At 69.0% G+C, this 24477-nt stretch carries 22 protein-coding genes; 13 read left to right on the top strand and 9 right to left on the bottom strand.

From position 1 onward, the window contains the following. The first annotated feature begins 142 nt into the window (after positions 1-142). The 5 genes from AC3WLE_RS29645 (at position 143) to AC3WLE_RS29625 (ending at position 4865) form a co-directional block, all read left to right on the top strand. Positions 143-1294: an ABC transporter substrate-binding protein gene (locus AC3WLE_RS29645; RefSeq protein ID WP_492355791.1), complete on the top strand. Its 1152-nt coding sequence runs from the start codon at positions 143-145 to the stop codon at positions 1292-1294. Next, positions 1291-1878: a MarR family winged helix-turn-helix transcriptional regulator gene (locus tag AC3WLE_RS29640; RefSeq protein WP_492317625.1), complete on the top strand. Its 588-nt coding sequence runs from the start codon at positions 1291-1293 to the stop codon at positions 1876-1878. Before AC3WLE_RS29645 ends, AC3WLE_RS29640 begins: the two co-directional genes overlap by 4 nt. 48 nt (positions 1879-1926) lie before the next feature. Next, positions 1927-3528 carry a D-alanyl-D-alanine carboxypeptidase/D-alanyl-D-alanine endopeptidase gene (dacB, locus tag AC3WLE_RS29635; RefSeq protein WP_492355792.1) on the top strand — a complete coding sequence of 534 codons (1602 nt, stop codon included), beginning with the start codon at positions 1927-1929 and terminating at the stop codon, positions 3526-3528. Between the two features lie 189 nt (positions 3529-3717). Continuing rightward, entirely contained in the window at positions 3718-4545 is an 828-nt protein-coding gene (locus AC3WLE_RS29630) for an AzlC family ABC transporter permease (RefSeq protein ID WP_041687155.1), read from the top strand. Next, on the top strand, positions 4542-4865 hold the full coding sequence (locus AC3WLE_RS29625; protein WP_492317628.1) for an AzlD domain-containing protein: 324 nt from the start codon (positions 4542-4544) through the stop codon (positions 4863-4865). Before AC3WLE_RS29630 ends, AC3WLE_RS29625 begins: the two co-directional genes overlap by 4 nt. Before the next feature lie 48 nt (positions 4866-4913). On the opposite strand, the gene AC3WLE_RS29620 is transcribed toward AC3WLE_RS29625, so the two are convergent. From AC3WLE_RS29620 to AC3WLE_RS29590, 7 genes are all read right to left on the bottom strand, one after another. After that, positions 4914-5903 carry an L-threonylcarbamoyladenylate synthase gene (locus tag AC3WLE_RS29620; RefSeq protein ID WP_010812193.1) on the bottom strand — a complete coding sequence of 330 codons (990 nt, stop codon included), beginning with the start codon at positions 5901-5903 and terminating at the stop codon, positions 4914-4916. 22 nt (positions 5904-5925) lie between these two features. Beyond that, entirely contained in the window at positions 5926-7170 is a 1245-nt protein-coding gene (locus AC3WLE_RS29615; RefSeq protein ID WP_492317629.1) for a 5-(carboxyamino)imidazole ribonucleotide synthase, read from the bottom strand. A gap of 28 nt (positions 7171-7198) precedes the next feature. Beyond that, positions 7199-7696 (bottom strand): 5-(carboxyamino)imidazole ribonucleotide mutase, encoded by a 498-nt coding sequence (gene purE, locus AC3WLE_RS29610; RefSeq protein ID WP_010812195.1) that lies wholly within the window; start codon positions 7694-7696, stop codon positions 7199-7201. A gap of 145 nt (positions 7697-7841) precedes the next feature. Further along, positions 7842-8750: a phosphoribosylaminoimidazolesuccinocarboxamide synthase gene (locus tag AC3WLE_RS29605; protein ID WP_492317630.1), complete on the bottom strand. Its 909-nt coding sequence runs from the start codon at positions 8748-8750 to the stop codon at positions 7842-7844. Positions 8751-8854: 104 nt separating this feature from the next. After that, positions 8855-9919, bottom strand: a complete 1065-nt coding sequence (fba, locus tag AC3WLE_RS29600) for a class II fructose-bisphosphate aldolase (RefSeq protein ID WP_010812197.1) — start codon at positions 9917-9919, stop codon at positions 8855-8857. A 166-nt stretch (positions 9920-10085) separates the two neighbouring features. Next, positions 10086-11522, bottom strand: a complete 1437-nt coding sequence (gene pyk / locus AC3WLE_RS29595) for a pyruvate kinase (protein ID WP_492317632.1) — start codon at positions 11520-11522, stop codon at positions 10086-10088. Between the two features lie 54 nt (positions 11523-11576). Continuing rightward, on the bottom strand, positions 11577-12773 hold the full coding sequence (locus tag AC3WLE_RS29590) for a phosphoglycerate kinase (protein WP_492317633.1): 1197 nt from the start codon (positions 12771-12773) through the stop codon (positions 11577-11579). Positions 12774-13154: 381 nt separating this feature from the next. Between AC3WLE_RS29590 and AC3WLE_RS29585 the strand changes: the two genes are divergently transcribed. Then, positions 13155-14261, top strand: coding sequence for a helix-turn-helix transcriptional regulator (locus AC3WLE_RS29585; RefSeq protein ID WP_492355793.1), 1107 nt, complete (start codon positions 13155-13157; stop codon positions 14259-14261). A gap of 100 nt (positions 14262-14361) precedes the next feature. After that, complete coding sequence (locus tag AC3WLE_RS29580) at positions 14362-15504, top strand: helix-turn-helix transcriptional regulator (RefSeq protein WP_492355794.1); 1143 nt, start codon at positions 14362-14364, stop codon at positions 15502-15504. A gap of 16 nt (positions 15505-15520) precedes the next feature. Here AC3WLE_RS29580 and AC3WLE_RS29575 read toward each other — a convergent pair whose 3' ends face one another. Beyond that, the gene (locus tag AC3WLE_RS29575) at positions 15521-16540 is read right to left on the bottom strand and encodes a Bug family tripartite tricarboxylate transporter substrate binding protein (RefSeq protein WP_492355795.1); all 1020 of its coding nucleotides are present in this window, start codon (positions 16538-16540) and stop codon (positions 15521-15523) included. A gap of 144 nt (positions 16541-16684) precedes the next feature. Further along, positions 16685-19699 carry an SNF2-related protein gene (locus AC3WLE_RS29570; RefSeq protein WP_492355796.1) on the bottom strand — a complete coding sequence of 1005 codons (3015 nt, stop codon included), beginning with the start codon at positions 19697-19699 and terminating at the stop codon, positions 16685-16687. 172 nt (positions 19700-19871) lie between these two features. On the opposite strand from AC3WLE_RS29570, the gene AC3WLE_RS29565 reads away from it, so the two are divergent. From AC3WLE_RS29565 to AC3WLE_RS29540, 6 genes are all read left to right on the top strand, one after another. Next, positions 19872-20792, top strand: a complete 921-nt coding sequence (locus AC3WLE_RS29565) for a branched-chain amino acid transaminase (RefSeq protein WP_010812204.1) — start codon at positions 19872-19874, stop codon at positions 20790-20792. 97 nt (positions 20793-20889) lie between these two features. Then, positions 20890-21084, top strand: a complete 195-nt coding sequence (locus AC3WLE_RS29560) for a zinc-finger domain-containing protein (RefSeq protein WP_010812205.1) — start codon at positions 20890-20892, stop codon at positions 21082-21084. Positions 21085-21202: 118 nt separating this feature from the next. Further along, positions 21203-22225, top strand: a complete 1023-nt coding sequence (waaF, locus tag AC3WLE_RS29555; RefSeq protein WP_492355797.1) for a lipopolysaccharide heptosyltransferase II — start codon at positions 21203-21205, stop codon at positions 22223-22225. Positions 22226-22256: 31 nt separating this feature from the next. Continuing rightward, positions 22257-22697, top strand: coding sequence for a YybH family protein (locus AC3WLE_RS29550; protein ID WP_010812207.1), 441 nt, complete (start codon positions 22257-22259; stop codon positions 22695-22697). Positions 22698-22743: 46 nt separating this feature from the next. Further along, positions 22744-23838, top strand: a complete 1095-nt coding sequence (locus AC3WLE_RS29545; RefSeq protein ID WP_492355798.1) for a YheT family hydrolase — start codon at positions 22744-22746, stop codon at positions 23836-23838. A gap of 40 nt (positions 23839-23878) precedes the next feature. After that, positions 23879-24469: a DUF2946 family protein gene (locus AC3WLE_RS29540; RefSeq protein ID WP_492355799.1), complete on the top strand. Its 591-nt coding sequence runs from the start codon at positions 23879-23881 to the stop codon at positions 24467-24469. Positions 24470-24477: the final 8 nt, after the last annotated feature.

Here is a 24477-nt window from a genome sequence, read left to right as displayed (position 1 = left end):
CGCGCATCATGATGCGCGCAGGTCACGTGTCACCTATGTCTCCGAACACCTGTTACCCATGTCTCCGGTCTGTACAAGCGGGAGAGGGAGCAAACCAGCAGCGTCGGAAACACATAAGATCATTCAGACAGAGGAGACAACCATGGCGCCCAAAACCCCAACGACACTCGCCCGCCTCGCACTGGCCGCGGCCCTCGCCTTCAGCGCCGGCACCGCCCTGGCCGACATCACCGTCGGCGTCAGCCTGTCCACCACCGGCCCGTCGGCGTCGCTGGGCATCCCGCAGAAGAACTCGCTGGCCTACCTGCCGCAGAAGATCGGCGGCGAGGCGGTACGCTACATCGTGCTGGACGATGCCTCGGACCCCACCCAGGGCGCCAAGGTGGCGCGCCGCTTTGTCTCCGAGGACAAGGTCGACATCATCCTGGGCTCGTCCGCGGTGGCGCCGTCGATCGCCATTGCCGAGGTGGCCGATGAGGCCCAGACCGTGCAGCTGGCGTTCTCGCCGATCGAACTCAAGCCCGGGCGCGGTGCCTGGACCTTCCGGCTGGCGCAGCCGGTGCGGCTGATGGCCAATGCCGTGGCCGCCACCGCCAAGACCAACGGCGTCAAGACCATCGGCTTTATCGGCTTTGCCGATGCCTACGGCGAGACCTGGCTGAAGGACTTTACCGCCGCCGCCAGCGCCAACGGCATCCGCCTGATCGCCACCGAGCGCTACGGCCGCGCCGATACCAGCGTGACCGCGCAGGCCATCAAGCTGATCGCCGCCAAACCCGATGCCATCCTGATCGCCGGCGCCGGCACCGGCGCCGCGCTGCCGCACACCACGCTGCGCGAGCGCGGCTACGGCGGCACCATCTACCACACCCATGGCGCGGCCACCAAGGACCTGATCCGCATCGGCGGGCGCATGGTCAATGGCGCGATCCTGCCGGCCGGGCCGGTGATCGTGCCGGAGCAGTTGCCCGCGGGCGACCCGGTGCGCAAGCCGGGGCTGGACTACGTCACCCGCTATGAGAAGCAATACGGGGCCGACAGCCGCACGCAGTTCGGCGCCCATGCCTACGACGCCGGGCTGGTGCTTGAGCGCATCGTGCCGGTGGCGCTCAGGCACGCCAAGCCGGGGACGCCGGCATTCCGCCAGGCGCTGCGGCAGGCACTGGAGACCGAGCGCGACATCGTGGTCTCGCACGGCGTGCTGAATTACAGTGGGCAAGACCACTATGGCTTCGACCAGCGCGGGCGGGTTATGCTGACCATCGACAACGGCAACTGGAAACTGCTGAAATGAATCCCGAAGCATCCGGCACACCGCCCGCCGCACCCCCGCGCCCGCGCAGCACCACCGCCGCGTCCGCGCGGCGCAAGGCGCGCGACCCGCTCGCGCCGGATCCGGCCGCAAGCGCCGGTGCCGATGCCGGTTTCGACCCGCATGTGCCGAATATCGACTATGGCGTGCTCGACAACCTGATCGGCTACGCCATCCGCCGCGCGCAGATCCGCATCTATGAAGACTTTGTGCTGTCGCTGGCGCAATGGCAGATCACGCCGCCGCGCTTTTCGGCGCTGATCATCATCTCGCGCAACCCGCACCTGAAGCTGACCGAGCTGGCGCAGATCCTCGGCATCGCGCGCTCGGGGGCGGTGCTGCTGGTCGACGCGCTGGAAGAGATGAACCTGGTGGCGCGCCGCCCGGCAGCCGGCGATCGCCGCGCCTACAGCCTGGTGCTGACGGCAGCCGGCCGCCGCACGCTGGAAGCCGCCACGCAGGCGGTGGTGGCGCACGACGCGCACGTCGGCTCGGCGCTGAGCGAGGCCGAGCAGGCCACGCTGAAGTCGCTGCTGGCACGGCTGGCGCCGCCGCGCGCCGGCTGAGGGCAGCCGGCAAGACTGTCACCCGCCTGCCAGTGGCCATGCGTTAACATGGCCGCCATGCCAAGAACAATCGCCGCGCCTACTGCATCGCGACCCGGCGCCCTGCTGCGCCGCCTGTCGCCACTGCTCTCGCCCATCCTTGCCGCCGTGCTGCTGGCCGGCGGTCCCGCGCTCACCCCGGCGCAAGCCAAAGCGCCCGTCAAGACGGTCAAGGCGGCAAAAGCGGCCAAGGCCGCCACCGCCGCAAAAACCGCTGCCGATCCCGCACTGGTGAGCGCCGGCGTGCCGGCCCCGGTGGCCGCGGCGCTGCGCCGAGCCGGCGTACCGGCGTCCGCCGCCAGCTTCTACGTGGTCAGGCTGGGCGCGAGCACCGCCCGCGCCAGCTGGAATGCGCAGCAGCCGATGAACCCGGCCTCGACCATGAAGCTGGTCACCACCTTTGCCGGGCTGCAGTTGCTGGGCCCCGACTACCGCTGGCAGACCTCGCTCTACGCCGACGCCCAGCCCGGCTTCGACGGCACCGTCAACGGCAACGTCTACCTGCGCGGCCACGGCGATCCCAAGCTGGTGCCCGAGGAAATGGCCAAGCTGGTGGCGAAGGCGCGCGCCGGGGGCGCCACCGGCATCAACGGCGACCTGGTGCTGGACCGCAGCTACTTTGCCGATGGCCTGGACGGCAACGGCACCATCGACGGCGAGGTGCAGCGCGCCTACAACGTCGGCCCGGATGCGCTGCTCTATGCGTTCAAGACACTGTCGTTCACGCTGACGCCGGACCCGGCCAGCCAGACCGTGGCAGTCAGCGTCACGCCCGAGCTGGCGCAGCTCAAGCTGGACAACCGGCTCACGCTGACCAACGGCCGCTGCGGCGACTGGCAGTCGAGCGCCAGCCCGAGCGTGCTGCCGCAGGCGGACGGCACCGTGCTGGCGTCGTTCTCGGGCGACTATGCCAGCGACTGCGGCGAGCACGTGCTCAATATCGCCACGCTGTCGCATGCGGAGTTCACCTGGGGCGGCTTCGTCGCCGAATGGCAGCGCGCCGGCGGGCGCTTTGCCCATATGCCCGGGCTGCGCAGCGGCAAGGTGCCGCGCGGCGCGGTGCTGCTGGCGCGCCACTACGGCCTGCCGCTCGCGGATATCGTGCGCGACATCAACAAGTTCTCGAACAACGTGATGGCGCGGCAGCTGTTCCTGACCATCGGCGCCGAAATGGACCGCGGCGGCCCGGCCAGCACCGGGCGCTCGATCCGCGTGGTGCAGCGCTGGCTGGCACGCCAGGGGCTGGACATGCCCGGCCTGGTGCTGGACAACGGCTCGGGCCTGTCGCGCGAGGAACGCATCAGCGCCTATGACATGGCGCGCCTGCTGCAGCAGGCCGCGGCCAGCAGCGTGGGGCCGGTGCTGATCGATTCACTGCCGGTGCTGGGCGTCGACGGCACGCTGCGCAACCGCCTGACGCGCGCCAACGCGGCCGGCAACGGCTACCTGAAGACCGGCACGCTGGCCGACGTGCGCGCGCTGGCCGGCTTTGTGGATGCTGCCGAGGGCGGCCGCTACGTGGTGATCAGCATGATCAACCACCCCAACGCCGCGCAGGCGCAGGAAGCGCACGACGCCCTGCTGCAATGGGTGTACCGCGGCGCACCCTGAGTCCGCGCCGGGCAGGCTGCGGCGCGGCGCCGTGGCCTGGCGCCAACGCCGCGGCCGCATTTTGTTAAGCGGACACTTACCAGCGTCCGATCCGCCCCTATAATGCCAGGGTGCCGGCCGCGTCCTGCGGCGGCAGCCTTCCGGGCCGGCCCTCGGCCCCGGGCCTGCATTGCCCCCTCGCCCTCTGACATGACTTCCCGACAACCCCCGGTGTGGTTGCGCCTCTGGCATCGCTTCGCACCGGCCGAACGCGCCGGCTTTATCGACGGCGCGCGCTACTTTGCCCCGTCCCTGCCCGCGGTCTTCTCCTGGGGCCTGGTGACCGGCGTGGCGATGAGCAAATCCGTAATGACCGTGCCCGAAGCCATCGGCATGTCGCTGCTGGTCTATGCCGGCTCGGCGCAGCTGGCGGTGCTGCCGCTGTTCGCTGCGGGCCTGCCGCTGTGGACCATCTGGCTGACCGCGGCCGTGGTCAACCTGCGCTTCGTGATCTTCAGCGCCGGCATGCAGCCGCACTTCAGCTACATGCCGCTATGGCGGCGCACCATCCTGGGCTCGTTCAACGGCGACCTGCACTTCGTCTACTTCCTGCAGAAGTACAGCACGCCCGGCTACGAGCCCGGCAAGGAAGGCTACTTCTGGGGCATGGCGCTGACCAACTTCTGCATGTGGCAGCTGTCGTCGATCATCGGCATCGTGCTGGCCAGCCTGTTCCCCGACAGCTGGGGCCTGGGGCTGGCGGGCACCATGGCGCTGATCCCGGTGATGATCGCCACCATCAACTCGCGCTCCACGTTGCTGGCCGTGGTGGTGTCGGCGGTGCTGGCGCTGCTTTGCTTCGACTTGCCGTACCGCCTCAGCCTGGTGGTGGCAGTGGTGGGCGCGATTGCCGCCGGCATGGCCAGCGACGACCTGGCCGCGCGCGCGGCGCTGCGCGGCATCCGCCGGCGCAAGCCCAAGGCCCCCGAGGTCACCAACGCCGCCGCGCCGGAAACGCCGCCGGGAGACCGCGCATGAGCCATCTTGAAATCTGGATTGCCATCCTTGGCATGGCGGTCGTCACCATCGTCACGCGCGCGCTGTTCCTGATGGCCGGCGAGCATGTCACCGTGCCCGACCGCATCGCGCGGGCGCTGCGCTATGCGCCGGCCGCGGCACTGGCGGCGATCATCCTGCCGGACCTGATGACCTGGCAGGGGCATTTCACGGTGGCGTTCTCCAACGACAAGCTGATGGCCGGGATTGCGGCCACGCTGTTCTACCTGCTGACGCGGAAGATGGTGGGGATGATCATGGTGGGGATGGCGGTGTATACGGCGTTGAGGTTGCTGGGGTGAGGGCCGGCGCGTCGACGAAGTAAGGCCAGCGGCGAGCCACCGCCCGCCTCATCCTCCAAACGCCGCCGCCGCCCGCTCCAGCCGATCCCGCACCCCGGCCCAATCCTGCCCTTCAGGCAACACCTCGAACATCAGCTGCGTATAGCCCTGCTTGTCGAGCTTGCGCAGCAAGCGGTAAAGCTCGCGCGCATAGGCCGCCGCGTCCGCAGGCGCCTGCACCCAGGTACAACGCTGGTCCACCAGCGGCGCCCGGCCGACCCACGCCACGCGGGCATCGTCCGGCAGCGAGGCCAGCTGCGCCGATGCTGCTTGCGCATCGGCCAGCAGCAGCGGTGTGTGCGGCGCGTAGTGGGCCTTGAGCGTGCCTGAAGCCCGCGGCGCGGCCGCATCGGGCGGCAGCGGGGCCGCGCCCAATACCTGCGCCATCATCGCCGCGGTGATCGCCCCCGGCCGCAGCAGCACCGGGCCGATGCCCTGGTCCAGCCGCGACAGGTCGACGATGGTCGATTCGATACCGACCTCCACGCCATCGCCTTCCAGCACATAGACCGCATCGCCGAACTCGTCGCGCACATGCTGCGCGGTGGTCGGGCTGACCTGGCCGAACTTGTTGGCCGACGGCGCGGCAATGCCGCCGCGGCCGCGCTTGAAGCGGGCCAGCAGCGCCTGCGCCACGGGGTGCGAGGGGCAACGCACGCCAATGCTGTCCTGGCCGCCGGCGACGGCCGGATGGATATGCGCGGCGCGCTTCAGGATCAGCGTCAGCGGGCCGGGCCAGAAGGCGTCGATCAGCTGCTGCGCGGCCTCGGGGACCTCGTCGGTCCAGTAGCCGATATCGGCGCCGTCCACCACGTGGACGATCACCGGATGGTTCGACGGCCGGCCCTTGAGCGCGAAGATGCGGGCGACCGCCTCGGGATTCTCGGCGTCCGCACCGAGCCCGTAGACGGTTTCGGTGGGAAAGGCGACCAGTTGCCCGGCCTCGAGCAGGCGGACGGCTTCGTCCAGTTCAGCGGCCGTGGGCATGCGCGGCGACATCGTGTTCCTTGGAGCTATGGCTTCAGAGCGGGATATGCAGCGCCTGCGCGGCGGCGGCAAAGGCGGCGTCGGCCGCTTCGGCATGCTCGCCCACGCAGTTGACGTGGCCCATCTTGCGCGACGGGCGCGCATCGCCCTTGCCGTACAGGTGCAGCTTGGCGCCGGGTTGCGCCACCACCTCGTCCCAGGACGGCGTGCGCTCCAGGCCGAACTCGAACCACACGTCGCCCAGCAGGTTCAGCATCTTGCCGGCCGAGTGCTGGCGCGTGCTGCCCAGCGGCAGCCGCGCCATGGCGCGCACCTGCTGTTCGAACTGGCTGGTCTCGCACGCATCCATGGTGATATGGCCGGAGTTGTGCGGGCGCGGCGCCATCTCGTTGGCGACCAGCGAGCCGTCGGTCAGCACGAAGAACTCGATGCACAGCACGCCGACGTAGCCCATCTCCGTAGCGATGGCAGCCGCTGCAGCACGCGCGCGGTCGGCAATGTCAGGCGACACGCTGGTCGACGGCATCACCGTCGAGAACAGGATGCCGTCGCGGTGCACGTTCTCGGCCAGCGGCCAGGTGGCGGTGGAGCCGTCCGCGGCACGCGCGGCCAGCACCGAGACCTCATAGGCCAGCGGCAGCATCTGCTCCAGCACGCACGGCACGTGCTGCATGGCATTCCAGGCGGCGCGCACGTCGTCGCGCGTCTTCACGCGCGCCTGGCCCTTGCCGTCGTAGCCCATGCGCGCGGTCTTGAGGATGCCGGGCAGCACGTGGTCGGGCAACTGGTCGACATCGGCATCGTGCTGGATCACCCAGTGCGGGGCCGGCGACACGCCGGTGCGCTCGGCGCACGCGGCAAAGAACTTCTTCTCGCCGATGCGGTTCTGCGCGATCGACACGCAGTAGCCGCGCGGCGCGACAAAGGCGCCCAGCTGCTCGAGCCGGTCCAGCGACAGCGACGGCACGTTCTCGAACTCGGTGCTTACCGCCTGGCACAGCTTGCCCATTTCGGCCAGCGCGGCCTCGTCGGTGTATTGCGCACAGATATGCTTGTCCGCCACCGAGCCGGCCGGGCTGTCCTGGTCCGGATCGAGCACGCATACGCGATAGCCCATCGCCTGCGCCGCATGCGTGAACATGCGGCCGAGCTGGCCGCCACCCAGCATGCCGAGCCACGCACCGGGCAGGATAGGCGCGTCGGGACGGTCGACGCCGAACTCGGCGCGCGATTCCGGCGTGTGGGCTTCGGAGAGGTAGGGATGGATATCGGTAGGCATTGCTAGGTTCCGTGGGATGTCCGGATGATTACAGCGGCAGCGTCATCGCGCGCGCGGCTTCGGTCTGCTTCGCGCGGAACGCTTCCAGCGCGCCGGCCAGCGCCTCGTCGGTGGTGGCCAGCGTGGCGATCGCGTGCAGCGCGGCATTGGCGGCACCGGCCTCGCCGATGGCAAAGGTGGCCACCGGCACGCCCTTGGGCATCTGCACGATCGACAGCAGCGAATCCTCGCCACGCAGGTACTTGGACGGCACCGGCACGCCGAACACCGGCACAATGGTCTTGGCGGCGATCATGCCGGGCAGGTGCGCGGCCCCGCCGGCCCCGGCGATGATGGCGCGGATGCCGCGGCTGCGCGCGCTCTCGGCATAGCGGAACATGTCGTCCGCCATGCGGTGCGCCGACACCACCTGGGCTTCGAACGGCACGCCGAAATCCTTCAGCATGGCCACTGCGTGCTGCATCACGTCCCAGTCGGAACTGCTGCCCATCACCACGCCGACCAGCGGCTTGTCTTGCTTGCTCACGTTTGATCCTTCCTTGTTTGCGCCCCTCTCCCGCTTGCGGGAGAGGGGCGGGGGTGAGGGCCGGCGCCTCTTGACGCGTGGCGCCTTGCTGAACCACCCCTCACCCTGCCCTCTCCCCATGAGGGGAGAGGGGAACACATTTTGGTTACTGCAGTTCTTCGCCCGTCAGGCGCGTCAGCGCTTCACGGTACTTGGCGGCGGTCTTTTCGATCACCTCGTCCGGCAGTTGCGGTGCCGGCGCGGTCTTGGGCCAGGGCTTGCCGTCGATGCGCACGGCTTCCAGCCAGTCGCGCACGAACTGCTTGTCGAACGACGGCGGGTTGGTGCCCACCTGGTAGGAATCGGCCGGCCAGAAGCGCGACGAATCGGCGGTCAGGACCTCGTCCATCAGCGTCAGCACGCCATTGTCGTCCAGGCCGAACTCGAACTTGGTATCGGCGATGATGATGCCGCGCGTGGCCGCAAACTCGGCCGCTTCCTTGTACAGGCGGATCGAGATCTCGCGCATCTGGCGCGCCAGCGCGATGCCGATGCGGGCCTCGACTTCGGCGAACGAGATGTTCTCGTCGTGCTCGCCCATCTCGGCCTTGGCGGCCGGGGTGAAGATCGGCTCGGGCAGCTTCTGCGCGTTCTGCAGGCCGGCGGGCAGCTCGATCCCGCACACCTTGCCGGTGGCCTGGTAGTCCTTCCAGCCGCTGCCGGCGAGATAGCCGCGCACCACGGCTTCGACCAGGATCGGCCGCAGGCGCTTGACCACTACGGCGCGGCCCTTGACCTGCTCCACTTCCTCCGGCGCGACCACGGTCTCGGGCGCGATGCCGGTCTCGTGGTTCGGCACGATGTGCGCGAGCTTGCGGAACCAGAAGTTCGCCATCTGGTTCAGCACGCGGCCCTTGTCGGGAATCGGCTCGCCCATGATGACGTCGAACGCCGACAGGCGGTCGGTGGTGACGATCAGCAGCTTGTCATTGCCGACGGCATAGTTGTCGCGCACTTTGCCGTGGCCCAGCAGCGGCAGCGAGTTGATGGAGGACTGGTAGAGAGCGTTGGACATGATGGTTCCGATAAAACGGCGAAGCCGCCGGGCGCTGGATGCGTGCCGCGGCGGCCGGAACTGCAATCCGCCTTCCCCTTGCGCGGAAGGCGGACTAGGGACATTTACTGCACGACCTGCGACAGCTTGCCCGCCTTGTACTGCTGCGCGATGTCGGTCAGGCCGATCGGCTTGATCTTGCCGGCCTGGCCTTCGCAGCCGAAGGCGATGTAGCGCGCCTTGCACACCTGCTTGGCGGCTTCGCGGGCCGGCTTCAGGTATTCGCGCGGGTCGAACTTGCTCGGGTTCTCGGCGAAGAAGCGGCGGATCGCGCCGGTCATGGCCAGGCGGATGTCGGTGTCGATGTTGATCTTGCGCACGCCGTACTTGATCGCTTCCTGGATTTCCTCGACCGGCACGCCGTAGGTTTCCTTCATGTCGCCGCCGAACTTGCGGATCTCTTCCAGCAGCTCTTGCGGAACCGACGACGAGCCGTGCATCACCAGGTGGGTGTTGGGGATGCGGGCGTGGATTTCCTTGATGCGGCTGATCGCCAGGATGTCGCCAGTGGGCTTGCGCGTGAACTTGTAAGCGCCGTGCGAGGTGCCGATGGCGATGGCCAGGGCATCCAGCTGGGTGGCCTTGACGAAGTCGGCGGCCTGCTCCGGATCGGTCAGCAGCATGGAGTGGTCCAGCACGCCGACGGCGCCGATGCCGTCTTCTTCGCCGGCTTCACCGGTTTCCAGCGAGCCCAGGCAGCCCAGTTCGCCTTCCACGGTCACGCCGACGGCGTGGGCCAGCTGCACCACCTTGCGGGTGACGTCGATGTTGTACTCGTACTCGGCCGGGGTCTTGCCGTCTTCGCGCAGCGAGCCGTCCATCATCACCGACGAGAAGCCCAGGTCGATCGCGCCCTGGCAGATCGCCGGCGACTGGCCGTGGTCCTGGTGCATCACCACCGGAATATGGGGATAAGCCTCTACCGCGGCTTCGATCAGGTGGCGCAGGAAATGCTCACCGGCGTATTTGCGCGCGCCGGCCGAGGCTTGCATGATTACCGGGGCGTTGACCTCGTCGGCAGCCTGCATGATGGCCTGCACTTGCTCGAGGTTGTTGACGTTGAAGGCCGGCAGGCCGTAGCTGTTCTCGGCCGCGTGGTCCAGCAGCTGGCGCATCGATACGAGTGGCATGTCTAACTCCTAATAAAAAATGGGGTGTCTTCCGCGTATTCTTCTAATCGGCGCTTACGCAGTGCATCGACTTACGTGGCGCTGCCCGTGCCTGCCGGCTCCGTCAGCCTTGCGCATTCCGCGCTGGCGCTCCGTCCGGCATGGCACGCATTGCTTCATCTCACTTTCAGCTGCCCACCCTGACGATCTTCAGGGTGTTGGTGCCGCCCGGCTGGCCCATCGGCTCGCCGATGGTCAGCACGATGAAATCGCCGCGCTGCACCACGCCCTGCGCCAGCAGCAGTTCTTCTGCCTGCTCCAGCGCGGTGTCGCGGTCGGCGCTGGACTGCAGCGGCAGCGGCACCACGTTGCGGTACAGCTGCATCTTGCGCTGCGAGGCCAGGTTGGGCGTCATCGCATAGATCGGCACATGGATGCGGTGACGGCTCATCCACAATGCGGTGGCGCCGGAATCGGTCAGCGCGGCAATCGCCTTCACCTGCAAATGATAGGCCGTGAACAGCGCACCCATCGCCACCGACTGGTCGATGCGCGAAAAGGTCTGGTTCAGGAAATCGGTGTCGAGCTGCACCACCTCGGACTTCTCGGCTTCGATGCAGACCGCGGCCATGGCCTCGACCGTCTCCACGGGGTAGCGGCCGGCGGCGGTTTCGGCCGACAGCATCACCGCGTCGGTGCCGTCCAGCACGGCGTTGGCCACGTCCGAGACCTCGGCGCGCGTGGGCACCGGGTTGACGATCATGCTCTCCATCATCTGGGTGGCGGTGATGGTCAGCTTGTTGGCCTCGCGCGCCAGCTTGATCATGCGCTTCTGCAGCGCCGGCACGGCGGCATTGCCGACTTCCACGGCCAGGTCGCCGCGCGCCACCATGATGCCGTCGGACGCCTGCAGGATCTCTTCCAGCACGCCCGGGCGGATCGCCTCGGCGCGCTCGATCTTGGCGATCATGCGGGCCTTGTGGCCGTGCGGCTGGCCGGCCACCGCGGTCAGCTGGCGCGCCATTTCCATGTCGGTGGCGTTCTTGGGGAAGCTGACCGCGACGTAGTCGGCGCCCAGGGCCATGGCGGTCTTGATGTCGTCCATGTCCTTGGCGGTCAGCGCCGGCGCCGACAGCCCGCCGCCCTGGCGGTTGATGCCCTTGTTGTTGGACAGCTCGCCGCCCACGCGCACGGTGGTGAAGATCTCGCTGCCGAACACACGGTCCACCACCAGCACGATCAGGCCGTCGTTGAGCAGCAGCAGGTCGCCCGGGCCGACGTCGCGCGGCAGGTCCTGGTAGTCCAGGCCGGCGCGCTGCTCGTTGCCTAGCTGGCAGCTCGAATCCAGGATGAACGGGTCGCCCGCCTTGAGCGTGATCTTGCCGTGCTCGAACTTGCCGACGCGGATCTTGGGGCCCTGCAGGTCGGCCATGATGGCGACCTCGCGCCCGCATGCCTGCGCGGCTTCGCGCACCAGGCGGGCGCGGTCGAGATGGTCCTGGGCGGTGCCGTGCGAAAAATTCAGCCGCACCACGTCGACCCCCGCCGCGATCATGCGGGTCAGGATTTCCAGCGAGCTGGAGGCGGGGCCGATGGTGGCGACGATCTTGGTGGAACGAGTCATGCGCGGAATTCCTGGTTCAGGGCCCCGGCAACACCGCCGGGCCCGGCGGATGCGTCAGCCTGCGGCGCGCTGCTCCAGCACTTCGAATGCGGGCAGCTTCTTGCCTTCCAGGAATTCCAGGAACGCCCCGCCGCCGGTGGAGATATAGCCCACGCGATCGGCGATGCCGTACTTGGCAATGGCCGCCAGCGTGTCGCCGCCGCCGGCAATCGAGAACGCCTTCGATTCGGCGATGGCCTGGGCCAGCACCTTGGTGCCGTTGCCGAACTGATCGAACTCGAACACGCCCACCGGGCCGTTCCAGACGATGGTGCCGGCGGCCTTGAGCTGCTCGGCCAGCATCGCGGCGGTCTTGGGGCCGATGTCCAGGATCATGTCGTCGTCGGCCACGTCCTTGACGTCCTTGACGGTGGCCGCGGCGGTGGCGCTGAATTCCTTGGCGCACACCACGTCGACCGGGATCGGCACCGAGGCGCCACGCTTGGCCATGATGTCGATGATGGTTTTGGCGTCGCCGACCAGGTCGGCTTCGGCCAGCGACTTGCCGATCTTCAGGCCGGCGGCCAGCATGAAGGTATTGGCAATGCCGCCGCCAACGATCAGGTTGTCGACCTTGTCGGCCAGCGACTTCAGGATGGTCAGCTTGGTCGAGACCTTGGAGCCGGCCACGATCGCCACCAGCGGGCGCGCCGGCTGGCCCAGCGCCTTGCCCAGCGCGTCGATCTCTGCGGCCAGCAGCGGGCCGGCGCAGGCGATCGGCGCGTACTTGGCGATGCCATGCGTGGTGGCTTCGGCACGGTGGGCGGTGCCGAAGGCATCGTTCACGTAGACGTCACACAGCTTGGCCATCTTCTGGGCCAGTTCGTCGCTGTTCTTCTTTTCGCCCTTGTTCACGCGGCAGTTTTCCAGCAGCACCACCTGGCCCGGCGCCACCTCGACGCCGTCGACCCAGTTCTGCACCAGCTTGACCGGCTTGCCCAGCAACTCGGACAGGCGCGTGGCGATCGGCGCCAGCGAGTCCTCGGGCTTGAACTCGCCCTCGGTCGGGCGGCCCAGGTGGGAGGTGACCATCACCGCGGCGCCGCCAGCCAGGCAGGCCTCGATCGCCGGCACCGAGGCGCGGATGCGGGTGTCCTCGGTGATGTTGCCGGCGTCATCCTGCGGCACGTTCAGGTCGGCGCGGATAAACACCCGCTTGCCGGAGATTTTGCCTTGGGAAATCAGGTCGGAAAGACGCAGGACAGAGGTCATGGCGATGGATGGCGCGAGATTTCGCTGGAATTCGGGGAAACGGGCATTTTACCTGATCGTGGTCAACGCTTTGCCGATTCCGGACCGTTACGCACATGTGATATGCCTCTTACAGCACATTATGCGCAATCCCGCACAAGCCAGGTGGCGCCCCTCCCCACGAAAGAAGGGGCAGCTCCGTGCCCCTCTTGACCCCCGAGTGCGGTAATGTATGCAACGTCTGCTACAACAGACACGCAAAAGCGCCAGAGCCGGTCTTGAAACGGCCATGACAACAGGCGGCCAAAATAACAAGCAGCCAAAAAGAAAGCAGCCGGTGTGCGATCAGACGCACCGCCGGCGCCGCGCATTTCCTTGTCGCGAATGCAGGGGGTGAGTCAGATGAAAGAAGCCGACATGCACGGAGCGATCCGTGGCTTGTACGAGGGCATTCTCGATCCCGGTGCCTGGCAGCAGAGCCTGCGCACCCTGACGGATCTGGCGGGCACGGCACACGCCTCGATGATGGTCTGGGACACTGTCCGCGACCAGGTCACCGTCAATGAGATCGTCAATCCGGTGGTGGAACTGTTTACCGAGTACGAATCGGACTACCAGGCCATCGATCCGGCCAAGCAGTTCGCGCCGCGCCTGCGGCCGGGCGACTGGTATATCGACGCGCGCGAACTGGGCGAAGGCACCATGGCCCGCCATCCGTTCTACCGTGACTTCTTCCACCGCTACGACCTGCGCTCCTACGTGGCCTGCCTGGTCGAGCGCCAGCCCCACTACGAAGTCTATTTCTCGATGCAGCGCGCGCGCACGCAGCCGCTGTTCTCGCCCGACGACACCCGCGGCATGGACTGGATCATCCCGCATATGCGCAGCGCCATGGCCATGCGCGACCGCACGCTGGGGCTGACGGTGCTGGCGCGGCTGTCGACGCAGCTGGTGGAGCGGCTCAATTTTGCCCTGCTGGTGTTCTCGCCGCAGCGCCAGGTGCTGCTGAGCAACCGCGCCGGCGAGCGCTGGGCGCGGCGCCTGGACCCGGCCGGCAAGGTGTCGGACTGGACCCTGTCGCGCCCGTTCGCCGACATGGTCCAGGCCGCCTGCGACCCGCAGCGCGCGGTCGCCGCGCAGGCCGCCCGCGCCACCGACGGCAACGGCGCCTGCGCGCAGGTGATCGTGCTGCCGCTGCCGCCCTCGCACGCGTTTGCCGCGCAATGGCAGGAACCGGCGGCGCTGGTGATCGTGCATGAGCAGGACAGCGCGCCGCTGTTGCTGGCGCCGGTGCTGCGCGACCTGTACGGACTGACCCCGGCGGAGACCCGGCTGACCACCCAGCTGGCCACCGGACAGGGCCTGCCCGAAGCCAGCCAGCAGCTGAACATCCGCCACGAAACCGCGCGCACCCAGCTCAAGGCCATATTCCACAAGACCGGCTGCAACAGCCAGGCCCAGCTGACGCATCTGCTCTCGCGCCTGGGCGCGGCGCTGGACCAGGCCTGAACACCACGCGCCCGGCAGCGGGCCGGCGCCGCGCCCGCGGCCCGCCCGTTGCCCCGCGAAGAAAGTGCTAAAAATAAAAGAAGTAAAAAGAAGGGAAGCCATGAGCGACACACAGATGCACGACACCATTCGCGCGCTGTACGAGGGGATCTTCGATGCCGATGCCTGGCAGCGCAGCCTGGGCGCGCTGTGCCAGGCCAGCGGCAGCACGCATGCCCATCTGCTGGTGCTCGACACCGTCAACGAGCGCGTGCTGGTGAACCAGGAGGTCAACCCCATGCCGGAGGCGGTGGCCGCCTACAGCGAACAATACGTAGCCATCGACCCGGCCCTGCCGTTCGCCAGGCGCATGTCGGTGGGCAACTGGTATATCGATTCACGCGAGCTGGGCGCGCAGGCGATGCGCAAGTCGCCCTTCTACGGCGAGTTCCTGCGGCAATTCGAACAGTCATCGGTGATGGCCTGCCTGATCGAGCGCCAGCCGCACTACGACGTGTTCCTGTCGCTGCAGCGCCCGCAGGGCCACGACCACTATTCGCCCGAAGACGCGCGCGCGCTCGACTGGGCCATCCCGCACGTGCGCCATGCGATGGCGCTGCGCGACCGCACCCACCAGGTGTCGGCACTGGCGCATGCGTCGGCGCAACTGATGGAGCGGCTGCCGTTCGGCGTGATCGTGTTCCGCGACGACGGCAAGCCGCTGATGGCCAACAGCATTGGCGAGACCTGGGTGCGCCGGCTGCTGCCGGCGGTGTCGGTCGAAACCCGCGCCGTGGCGCCGCCCGCCATAGCCGTGCGCGAGGAAGCCGACTGGCAGCTGTCGCGCTCGTTTGCCGAGGCGCTGCGGGCGGCATGCAACCCCGCCAACCCGCAGCCGGCGCAGGCGCTGCGCGCGGCTGACAGCGCCGGCCGCCAGGCCCAGGTCGTCCTGCTGCCGCTGCCGCCGGCGCACCATCTGGCGATGGACTGGCAGCGCCCCAGCGTGCTGGTGGCGATCCACGAGCCCGGCACCGCGCCGATGACGCTGCCAGCCGTTTTGCGCGACCTCTACGGCCTCACGCCGGCCGAGACCCGGCTGGCCTTGCAGCTGTCATCGGGCATCGGCCTGCCCGAGGCGTGCGAGCTGATCGGCATCCGGCGCGAGACCGGACGCACCCAACTCAAGGCAATCTTCACCAAGACCGGGACGGGCACGCAGGCGCAACTGGCGCACCTGCTCACGCGGCTGGGGGTACGGACCTGACCGAGGCCAGCGCGCGTCAGTCGATCGACGCGCCCACGGTCTTGACCACCCCCGCCCACTTCTGCCGATCCCCCTTCACCGTAGCCTTGAACTGATCCACGGTCTCGACCCGCGGCGTGTTGCCGGCATCGATCAGCTTCTGGCGGATCGCCGGCGTTTCCAGCGCCACCTTCACCGCATCGTTGACCTTGCGCGCGATCTTCGGATCCAGCCCCTTGGGCCCGAAGAAGCCGAACCAGATGGTGCTGTTGAAGCCGGGCAGGCCGCTCTCGGCAATGGTCGGCACGTCGGGAATCACTTGCACGCGCTGCTTGGTGGTCACGCCCAGCAGGCGCACCTTGCCGGCGCGGTACTGCGGCAGCACGCTCTGCACCTGGTTGAAGATGCAGCAGACCTCGCCCTTCACCACCGCCTGCAGCGCGTCGGGGCCGCCCTTGTAGGGCACGTGGACCATGTCCAGGCCGGCGCGCGCGTTGAACTCGGCAAAGGCCAGGTGCGTGCCGGTGCCGTTGCCGGTGGAGGCAAAGTTGTACTTGCCCGGGTTGGCCTTGACCTTCTCGATAAACTCCTTGACCGACTTCACGTCCAGCACCGCCGGGTTGACGGTCAGCACGTTGGAGACATCGACCAGCGGCGCGATCGGGGTGAAATCGGCCTCGGCGTCGAACGGCAGGTTCTTGTACAGCGCCGGGTTGATGCCGTGCGTGGCGGCAGTGCCCAGCAGCAGCGTGTAGCCATCCGGCTTGGCATGCGCGACCACCTCGGAGGCCACGTTGCCGCCGGCGCCCGGCCGGTAGTCGTAGATGATGGTGGTCTTCAGCGACTTCTGCAGCGACTCCTGCAGCGTGCGGCCGACGATGTCGACGCCGGAGCCGGCAGTAAAGCCCATCAGGATCGTCACCGGCTGCGTCGGCCACTCCCCTTGCGCGCGGGCGGGCATGCTGACCGTGCTGACGGCAGCGGCGGCGCACAGCGCGGCCAGGCCGGTAGCGGAACGGAAGGACAAGCGCGGAAGCAGGCGGGACGAAATAGGCATGGGGGCACCGTCGGAGAGAGTCAGGACTGAACATGGGGCCGGCCGGGATCTGAGCCTCGGGCCAGCCCCACAAGATAGCAAGGATCCTGCCAAAACCAAACGACCGAGTTCGCTTGAAGGTATGCCATGCGGGCATATGGCCGCTCAGCGCCGCAGCAGGCCTACCAGTTCGTCGATCTCCGGCAAGGGCGCGCCGGTGCCGGCAGCGGCTTCTTCGTCCGCCTCCAGCAGCCCGTCGGCCAGCGCGCGCTTGTCGCGGTGCAGGTCGACGATGCGCTCTTCGATGGTGCCGGCATTGATCAGCCGGTACACCGTCACCGGACGCTGCTGGCCGATGCGGTGCGCGCGGCCCATGGCCTGGTCTTCGGCGGCGGGGTTCCACCAGGGGTCGGCAATGATCACGTAGTCGGCCGCGGTCAGGTTCAGGCCGAAGCCGCCGGCCTTCAGGCTGATCAGGAAGACATCGCCCTCGCCGGCCTGGAAGGCGGCCACGCGGCGGGTGCGCTCGGCCGCGGGGGTGGCGCCGTCCAGGTACTGCAGCGCCAGCCCGGCACGCTCCAGCCCCTGGCGCAGCAGCTGCAGGAAGTCGACAAACTGGCTGAACACCAGGGTCTTGTGGCCGCTCGCGGCAAGCTCGCTGGCCAGCTCGACAAAGGCGCGCACCTTGGCGCCTTCGGACAGCTGGCCGCTGAGTTCCGGCGTGACCAGGCGCGGGTCGCACGCGGCGCGCCGCAGCCGCATCAGCTGCGCCAGCACGTGGATGCGCGCCTGGGCCTGGTGCTGGGCCTGCGCCAGGGCGCGCGCTCGGGCCCCGGCAGGCGCGCCTTTGGTGGCCTTGCGTGCCGCTTCCACGCGCGCCAGCGCGGCCTCGGCCTCGGTCTGGGCCTGGCGGCGCAGGGCCTCGTAGTGCGCGGCTTCGACCGGCTCGGGCTCGACCCGGATCACCAGCTCCGTGCGCGGCGGCAGTTCGTCCAGCACCTGCGCCTTGGTCCGGCGCAGCACGAACGGCGCGATCATGCGGCGCAGCCGCTGGCGCGCCTCGCGCATGCCGCCGCGCTCGATCGGGTTGGCAAAGTGTTCGTTGAAGCGGGCCAGCGAGCCCAGCAAACCCGGATTGCAGAACCGCATCACCGACCACAGCTCGGCCAGCCGGTTCTCCACCGGCGTGCCGGTCAGCGCCATGCGGAAGCCCGACGGCAGCGCGAACATGGCCTGCGCCCGCCGCGTGACCGCGTTCTTGAAGGCCTGCGCCTCGTCCGCGACCACGGTATGCCATGCGCGCGCGCAGAACGCCTTGCTGGCCTGCTGCAGCAGCGTGTATGAGACGATCACCAGGTCATGCGGCCCGCCCTGCGCCAGCAGCGTCTCGCGATCGCCCTCGGCATAGACATGGACGTTGAGCGTGGGCGCAAAGCGCCGCGCCTCGGCCGCCCAGTTGCCGCACACCGAAGTCGGCGCGATCACCAGCGCGGCGCCGCCGCCGGCGCGCGCCACCAGCACCGCCAGCGCCTGCAGGGTCTTGCCCAGGCCCATGTCGTCGGCCAGGCAGGCGCCCAGGCCCGAGGCCGCCAGCGTCATGGCCCAGCGGTAGCCGGCCTCCTGGTAGGGCCGCAGCTCAGCCGCCAGCGTGGCAGGCAGCGCGATGTCAGCCTCGCGCGCGGCGCGCAGCCGGGCGATGCGCTGGCGGAAATGCGCGTCGGGATCGACGCCGGCGCCGGCCAGCACGTCATCGAGCCACGGCGTTGCCATCTGCGGGACGCGAATGCCGTCGGGCACATGCTCACCGACGCCCGCCAGGTCGCGCAGCCGGCCGCGCAGCGTGCGCGTCAGCGCCACGTAGACGCCCTGCCCCATCGGCACGAAGCGCCCGGCGTGGCTGCCGGTCCAGTCGATCAGCTTGCCCAGCTCCAGCACCAGCCCCTCGGCCACGCGCAGCTCGCCGGCCAGCCGGTACCATGCGCCGCGGCTCTCGATGTGCACGCCCAGCTGCGGCAGGTCGGCCGGCAGCACCCGCAGTTCCTTGCCGCGCGGCCATTCCACGGCCTGCACCGCGGCCAGGCCGGGCAGCGCCTCGACCACCGCGAGCGCGTCCTCCGGATCGTCCAGCATCCAGGTGTATTCGCCGCCCGGCGGCGCCAGCGCCACCAGCTGCGGCAATGCCGCGAAGACCTCGGCCACGCTGGCCAGCTCGGCATCCAGGTCGCGTTGCGTGGCCAGGGTCTCGCCGCGCACCGCGGCCATCAGGCGCTCGCGCCCGGCGCCGGGCGCGAGCCGCGGCCCGAGCGGCCCCAGCGGCGTCACCACCAGCCGCAGCGAAATGCCGCGCCCCGCCAGCCCGCCCAACGGTGCCACCTCGGCGCGCAGGCGCGCGTCAGCCTCCACCGCGCGCGATCCGCCCGCCTGGTCGGCCTGGACCTGGAACTGGCCGGCCAGCGCGCGCAAGGTCTGGTCGAGCTGGGCGTGGCCGTCCTCAGGGATCGCCAGGCCATCGCCGATCAGCCGGGCAGCCTCGAACTGCGCCGGCGTAAAGCGGATCAGCCGCAGCCGGTGCGGGCCGTCGCGCACCACCGTGAGCTGGCGCAGCGCCTCGGCCTCCTGGCGCGCGGCGGCCGGCAGCAAGGCTTCCATCGCCGGCGCCTCGCGCACCGGCGGGAACATGCGCAGCACGTAGCGGCCGGCGCTGCGCACCGCTTCCAGCGCGGGCGCGTCCTCCACCACCTCCAGCGTCTGCGACGGCGCATGCGCCAGCACCACGCCCGGGTGCCCCACCAGCGCCATCGCCGCGGCGGCGCGGTCGAGCACGTAGCGCCGGTTGTGCGACTGGTCGCGGCGGATGGCGCGGGCCACGCGGGCGTCCCAGGGCTCCAGCCGGTCGTCCTCGGCCACGCGCGCCAGCGGCACTGGCCTGGGCTTGCCCCAGCCGCGCGCGCCGCGCACCTGCTCGAGCGGCTCGATCGTGCCGGGCGCGCCGTCGGCATCCAGCGTCAGCGCCCACAGCAGGCGCCTGCCGCCTTCGGCCCCGGCGGCAGGCTCGCTGCCGGCGAGCGCGCGCAGCGCCTCCAGCGCCTGCTGCCAGCCGGCCTGCGGCGCGGACGCGCCGCCGGGGTCGGAAGCCCTGTCAGGCGGGACATCGGGTCCGGGATGTGGGGTCAAAGGCACGGCGAGTGTGGGAATCAAGGCCGCCAGCGCGGCGGCACGATGCGCGGAACAGGGCAAGAATGCCCGAAAAAGAGGATTCTAGACCGCAGCGGCGCCCGCGCCGCGTTGTGACCCATGTCCCCCGGGCTTACAATGTCGTTTTTGCTATTTCCACGGCGCAGGGAGAACAGACATGTCGATGGCGGATCGCGACGGCAAGATTTGGATGGACGGCAAGCTGATCGAATGGCGCGACGCCAAGATCCACGTGCTGACGCATACGCTGCACTATGGCATGGGCGTGTTCGAGGGCGTACGCGCCTACAAGACCCCCGAAGGCACCGCCATCTTCCGCCTGAAGGAGCACACCCGCCGCCTGTTCAATTCGGCCAAGATCTTCCAGATGGTCATGCCCTTCGACGAGGCCACGCTGGAAGCGGCGCAGCGCGAAGTGGTGCGCGCCAACAAGCTGGAATCCTGCTACATCCGCCCGATCGTGTGGGTCGGCGACGAGAAACTGGGCGTCTCGGCCAAGGGCAACACGATCCACGTGGCAATCGCGGCCTGGCCGTGGGGCGCCTACCTGGGCGAGGAAGGCATGGAGCGCGGCATCCGCGTGAAGACCTCGTCGTTCACGCGCCACCACGTCAACGTGTCGCTGGTGCGCGCCAAGGCGAGCGGCTACTACATCAACTCGATCCTGGCCAACCAGGAAGCCACCGGCCTGGGCTACGACGAAGCGCTGCTGCTCGACACCGAGGGCTATGTCAGCGAAGGCTCGGGCGAGAACGTGTTTATCGTGCGCAACGGCGTGATCTACACGCCGGACCTGGCCTCGTGCCTGGACGGCATCACCCGCGACGCCACCCTGACCATCGCGCGCGACCTGGGCATCGAGGTGCGTGAAAAGCGCATCACCCGCGACGAGATGTACTGCGCCGACGAGGCCTTCTTCACCGGCACCGCCGCCGAAGTGACGCCGATCCGCGAACTGGACGACCGCGTCATCGGCGAAGGCCGCCGCGGCCCGGTAACCAAGCAGATCCAGGACGCGTTCTTTGCCGCCGTGGGCGGCACCAACGAAAAGTACAAGAAGTGGCTGACGCTGGTCTGAGCACCGGCTGCCAGCCCCTGTTGCGCGCGCCCGGCACTGCCGGGCGCGGCACACCCGCTGTTTTCATCGAACAATAAGCATCACTCCCTGCAACACCATGACGCAAACCGCCACCATCATCGAAATCGGCGCTGAAGACATTCCGCTGCATTGCCCGACCGCCAACACCCCGGCATGGAACTACCATCCGCGCGTGTTCCTCGACGTGGCAGACACCGGCGAAGCCAAGTGCCCCTACTGCGGCACCGTCTACAAGCTCAAGCCGGGCACCGTGCTGAAGGGCCACCACTGACCCGAGCCGCCCGCATGCGCACGATCCCGACGCTCCGGGCCGCTTGCAGGCGCCCCGGAGCGTCGGCATTGCCGGCGTCCGCGCCGACGCACCCGTGCAGGCTCCAAGCGCCCCGCCCATGAAGAAAGCCCTCGTCATCGCCCCCAACTGGATCGGCGACGCCCTGATGGCGCAGCCGCTCTTTGCGCTGCTCAAGGCGCGCCATCCGCGCCTGGTCATCGACGCACTCGCACCCAAGTGGGTCGCGCCCGTGCTCGCGCGCATGCCGGAGATCGGCCGCGTGTTCCCGTCCGACCTCGCGCACGGCAAGCTGCAGCTGTCGGCACGGCTGATGTTCGCGCAGCAGCTCAAGAACGAAGGCTACGACCTCGCCTACGTGCTGCCGAACTCGCTCAAGTCGGCACTGGTCCCCTGGCTGGCCGGCATCCCGCTGCGCATCGGCTACCGCGGCGAAGCCCGCTTCGGCCTGCTCAACGTGCGCCACGCCAACCCGCCGCGCGACAAGCGCCCGCCGATGGTGGAGCACTACGCCCGCCTGGCGCTCAAGCCCGGCGCGCGCCTGCCCGAAGACCTGCCCGAGCCGCGCCTGCGCGTCGACCCGACGCGCATGGCGGCCACCGCCGAGCGCTTTGGCATCGCCCCGCACACGCGCGTGATCGCGTTCTGCCCGGGAGCCGAGTTCGGCCCGGCCAAGCGCTGGCCGGCCGGGCATTTCGCCAGGCTCGCGCAGATGCTGCGGCGTTCCTACCCGTATGCGCAGATGATCACGCTGGGCTCGGCCAAGGACGCCGAGCTCGCCGCCGAGATCGTCAGCGAGGCCCCGTTCGTGCGCAACCTTTGCGGCCAGACCTCGCTGGATGATGCCGTGGACCTGCTGGCGCTGTCCGAAGCCGCGGTCTGCAACGACTCCGGCCTGATGCACGTCACCGCGGCGCTGAACCGGCCCCAGGTGGCGGTGTTCGGCTCGAGCGACCCGCGCCACACGCCGCCGTTGTCACAGGCAGCGAGTATCATGTGGCTGCAGCTGGAGTGCAGTCCCTGCTTCAAGCGCGAGTGCCCGCTGGGCCACCTGCGCTGCCTGAAAGAGATCGAACCTGAAATGGTGTTCGTCGAGCTGCGCAAGCTGCTGCACCGGCCCTGACCTCACTGCCCTCGCCACTTCTACTGCCACCATGCCTCGCTTTGCCCGCCTGTTCGATTCCGCCGAAGACATCGTCGAAGCCTTTCGCGAAGCGCTGAAGCTGCGCGACGCAGACGGCGCGCTGCGCCTGTGGCTGGACGAAGACTCGATCACCTGCGTGCTGCCCGACGGCCAGCGCCTGATCGGCCACGAACAGCTGCGCCAGGCCTTCCTGCAACTGCTGGAAGAACAGCCGGTGCTGGTCGATGCAATCGAGACCAGCAGCCATGCGTCGATGGCCGTGTCGATCTTCGACGTGACCGAGGCGCTGCGCTTCGGCGGCGACCGCGTCGAGGCCGACCTGTACGTGCACACCACCTATGTGCTGATGCAGAACCACGAAGGCTGGCGCCTGGCGCATATCCACTGCAGCCCGGCCAACGCGGTGCAGGTTGCCGCCGTGGCCGCCGCGCCGGGGCAGGCGCTGCACTGAACCCGCATGGCCGCCGCGCCGCGGCCTGCTGCAACACCACGCCGGCATGACGCTGCTTCCGCACCACCGCCTTCCCCAGGCCGTCCACGCCGCCCAGGCTGATCCCGCCACGGCGCCCGGCCATGGCTACGGCGAAGGCGTGCCGATGCCCTGGTGGCTGCGCGGCGGCCATGCCCAGACCATCATCCCCGCGCGCTTCACGCGCCGCCCGCCGCGCGTGAGCTTCCGCCGCGAGCGCTGGGATACCCCCGACCAGGACTTCATCGACCTCGACTGGACCACCCACCCGGTACGCCCGGACACGCCGCTGGTGGTGATGTTCCACGGCCTGGAGGGCGACTCCGGCAGCCATTACGCGCAGGCGCTGATGCATGCGCTGTCCCTGCGCGGCTGGCAGGGCGTGGTCCCGCATTTCCGCGGCTGCTCGGGCGAGCTAAACGTGGCGCCGCGCTTCTACCACTCGGGCGATTCGGCCGAGATCCGCTGGGTGCTGGAGCGCATGCGCCAGCGCCATTGCGCCAACGGGCGCAAGCTGCTGGTGGTGGGGATCTCGCTGGGCGGCAACGCACTGCTGCGCTTCCTGGGCGAGGACGGCACCAGCGCCGGCCACGTGCATGCGGCCGCGGCGATCTCCGCGCCGCTGGACCTGGCTGCCGGCGGCGCGGCGCTGTCGGCCGGCTTCAACCTGGTCTACACGCGCATGTTCCTGCAGACGCTCAAGCGCAAGTCGCTGGCCAAGCTGGGGCAGTTCCCGGGGCTGTTCGACCGCGACACGATGCTGGCCAGCCGCGACCTGTACGCCTTCGACAACGTCGTCACCGCGCCGCTGCACGGCTTTGTCGATACCGACGACTACTGGCGCCGCGCCGCCAGCAAACCCGTGCTGCGCGACATCGCCGTGCCCACGCTGGTGCTCAATGCGCGCAACGATCCCTTCCTGCCGGCCCGGCACCTGCCCGGCCCGGCCGACGCCAGCCCCCAGGTATGGCTGGAACAGCCCGAGCACGGCGGCCATGTCGGCTTCATGACCCCGCCCGAGGGCTGGCGCCGGCACCTGCCCCTGCTGCCCGACGGGCGCTTCAGCGGCGACATCGAATGGTTGCCGGCACGGATCCTGAGATTTTTTGACGGCATGATGTGAGGCGGGCGCAGTCCCCCCACGGCCCGCCGAGGAGACAGACATGGACGAGATCGTCAGGCAAGCCATGGCACGCTGGCCCAACGTGCCCAACGCCTACGGCTGGCTGGCACTGGACCGCCGCGGCCAGTGGCGCCTGCGCAATGAGTACGCCCAGCAGCACGGGCTGTCGGGCGACCCCATCCGCCATGAAGCGCTGATCGGCTTTATCGAACGCAACTACCTGTGCGACGAGCGCGGCGCCTGGTACTTCCAGAACGGCCCGCAGCGGGTGTTCGTATCACTGGGCTATGCGCCGTGGGTCGTGCGGCTGCATGAAGGCGCGTTGCGCACGACCACGCAGCAGCCCTTCACGCTGCAGGCCTGCTACGCCGACGAGCACGGCAACGTGGTGCTGGCCGGCACGGTCGAGGGCATGGCGCAAGGCAGCCCGCCGGCACAGCAGGCCGCCCTGCTGCACGACCACGACCTGGAACTGTTCAGCGGCGCCAGCACCTGGCAAGGCGAAGCCTGCGGCACTGACCTGGGCGTATTTCACCATGATGGCCGCGACATCCCGATCGAGCCGATTGCCGAGAGCGAGGTGCCCAGGCGCTTTGGCTTCGTGCGCCAGCCGGCGCCGCCGGCTGGCTGAACGCCTGC

The organism is Cupriavidus sp. FW306-1B-F12B (genome assembly GCF_058781795.1).
This window is presented reverse-complemented; position numbering and strand designations above follow the sequence as displayed.

What these genes read in the sequence shown, in the direction of transcription:
- waaF (WP_492355797.1), top strand. Translation starts at nt 21,203, where the DNA reads ATGAAGAAAGCCCTCGTCATCGCCCCCAACTGGATCGGCGACGCCCTG.
- dacB (WP_492355792.1), top strand. Translation starts at nt 1,927, where the DNA reads ATGGCCGCCATGCCAAGAACAATCGCCGCGCCTACTGCATCGCGACCC.
- AC3WLE_RS29540 (WP_492355799.1), top strand. Translation starts at nt 23,879, where the DNA reads ATGGACGAGATCGTCAGGCAAGCCATGGCACGCTGGCCCAACGTGCCC.
- AC3WLE_RS29550 (WP_010812207.1), top strand. Translation starts at nt 22,257, where the DNA reads ATGCCTCGCTTTGCCCGCCTGTTCGATTCCGCCGAAGACATCGTCGAA.
- AC3WLE_RS29645 (WP_492355791.1), top strand. Translation starts at nt 143, where the DNA reads ATGGCGCCCAAAACCCCAACGACACTCGCCCGCCTCGCACTGGCCGCG.
- AC3WLE_RS29565 (WP_010812204.1), top strand. Translation starts at nt 19,872, where the DNA reads ATGTCGATGGCGGATCGCGACGGCAAGATTTGGATGGACGGCAAGCTG.
- AC3WLE_RS29640 (WP_492317625.1), top strand. Translation starts at nt 1,291, where the DNA reads ATGAATCCCGAAGCATCCGGCACACCGCCCGCCGCACCCCCGCGCCCG.
- AC3WLE_RS29620 (WP_010812193.1), bottom strand. Translation starts at nt 5,903, where the DNA reads ATGTCGCCGCGCATGCCCACGGCCGCTGAACTGGACGAAGCCGTCCGC.
- pyk (WP_492317632.1), bottom strand. Translation starts at nt 11,522, where the DNA reads ATGACTCGTTCCACCAAGATCGTCGCCACCATCGGCCCCGCCTCCAGC.
- AC3WLE_RS29625 (WP_492317628.1), top strand. Translation starts at nt 4,542, where the DNA reads ATGAGCCATCTTGAAATCTGGATTGCCATCCTTGGCATGGCGGTCGTC.
- AC3WLE_RS29615 (WP_492317629.1), bottom strand. Translation starts at nt 7,170, where the DNA reads ATGCCTACCGATATCCATCCCTACCTCTCCGAAGCCCACACGCCGGAA.
- AC3WLE_RS29560 (WP_010812205.1), top strand. Translation starts at nt 20,890, where the DNA reads ATGACGCAAACCGCCACCATCATCGAAATCGGCGCTGAAGACATTCCG.
- AC3WLE_RS29590 (WP_492317633.1), bottom strand. Translation starts at nt 12,773, where the DNA reads ATGACCTCTGTCCTGCGTCTTTCCGACCTGATTTCCCAAGGCAAAATC.
- AC3WLE_RS29545 (WP_492355798.1), top strand. Translation starts at nt 22,744, where the DNA reads ATGACGCTGCTTCCGCACCACCGCCTTCCCCAGGCCGTCCACGCCGCC.
- AC3WLE_RS29630 (WP_041687155.1), top strand. Translation starts at nt 3,718, where the DNA reads ATGACTTCCCGACAACCCCCGGTGTGGTTGCGCCTCTGGCATCGCTTC.
- AC3WLE_RS29605 (WP_492317630.1), bottom strand. Translation starts at nt 8,750, where the DNA reads ATGTCCAACGCTCTCTACCAGTCCTCCATCAACTCGCTGCCGCTGCTG.
- fba (WP_010812197.1), bottom strand. Translation starts at nt 9,919, where the DNA reads ATGCCACTCGTATCGATGCGCCAGCTGCTGGACCACGCGGCCGAGAAC.
- AC3WLE_RS29575 (WP_492355795.1), bottom strand. Translation starts at nt 16,540, where the DNA reads ATGCCTATTTCGTCCCGCCTGCTTCCGCGCTTGTCCTTCCGTTCCGCT.
- AC3WLE_RS29580 (WP_492355794.1), top strand. Translation starts at nt 14,362, where the DNA reads ATGAGCGACACACAGATGCACGACACCATTCGCGCGCTGTACGAGGGG.
- AC3WLE_RS29585 (WP_492355793.1), top strand. Translation starts at nt 13,155, where the DNA reads ATGAAAGAAGCCGACATGCACGGAGCGATCCGTGGCTTGTACGAGGGC.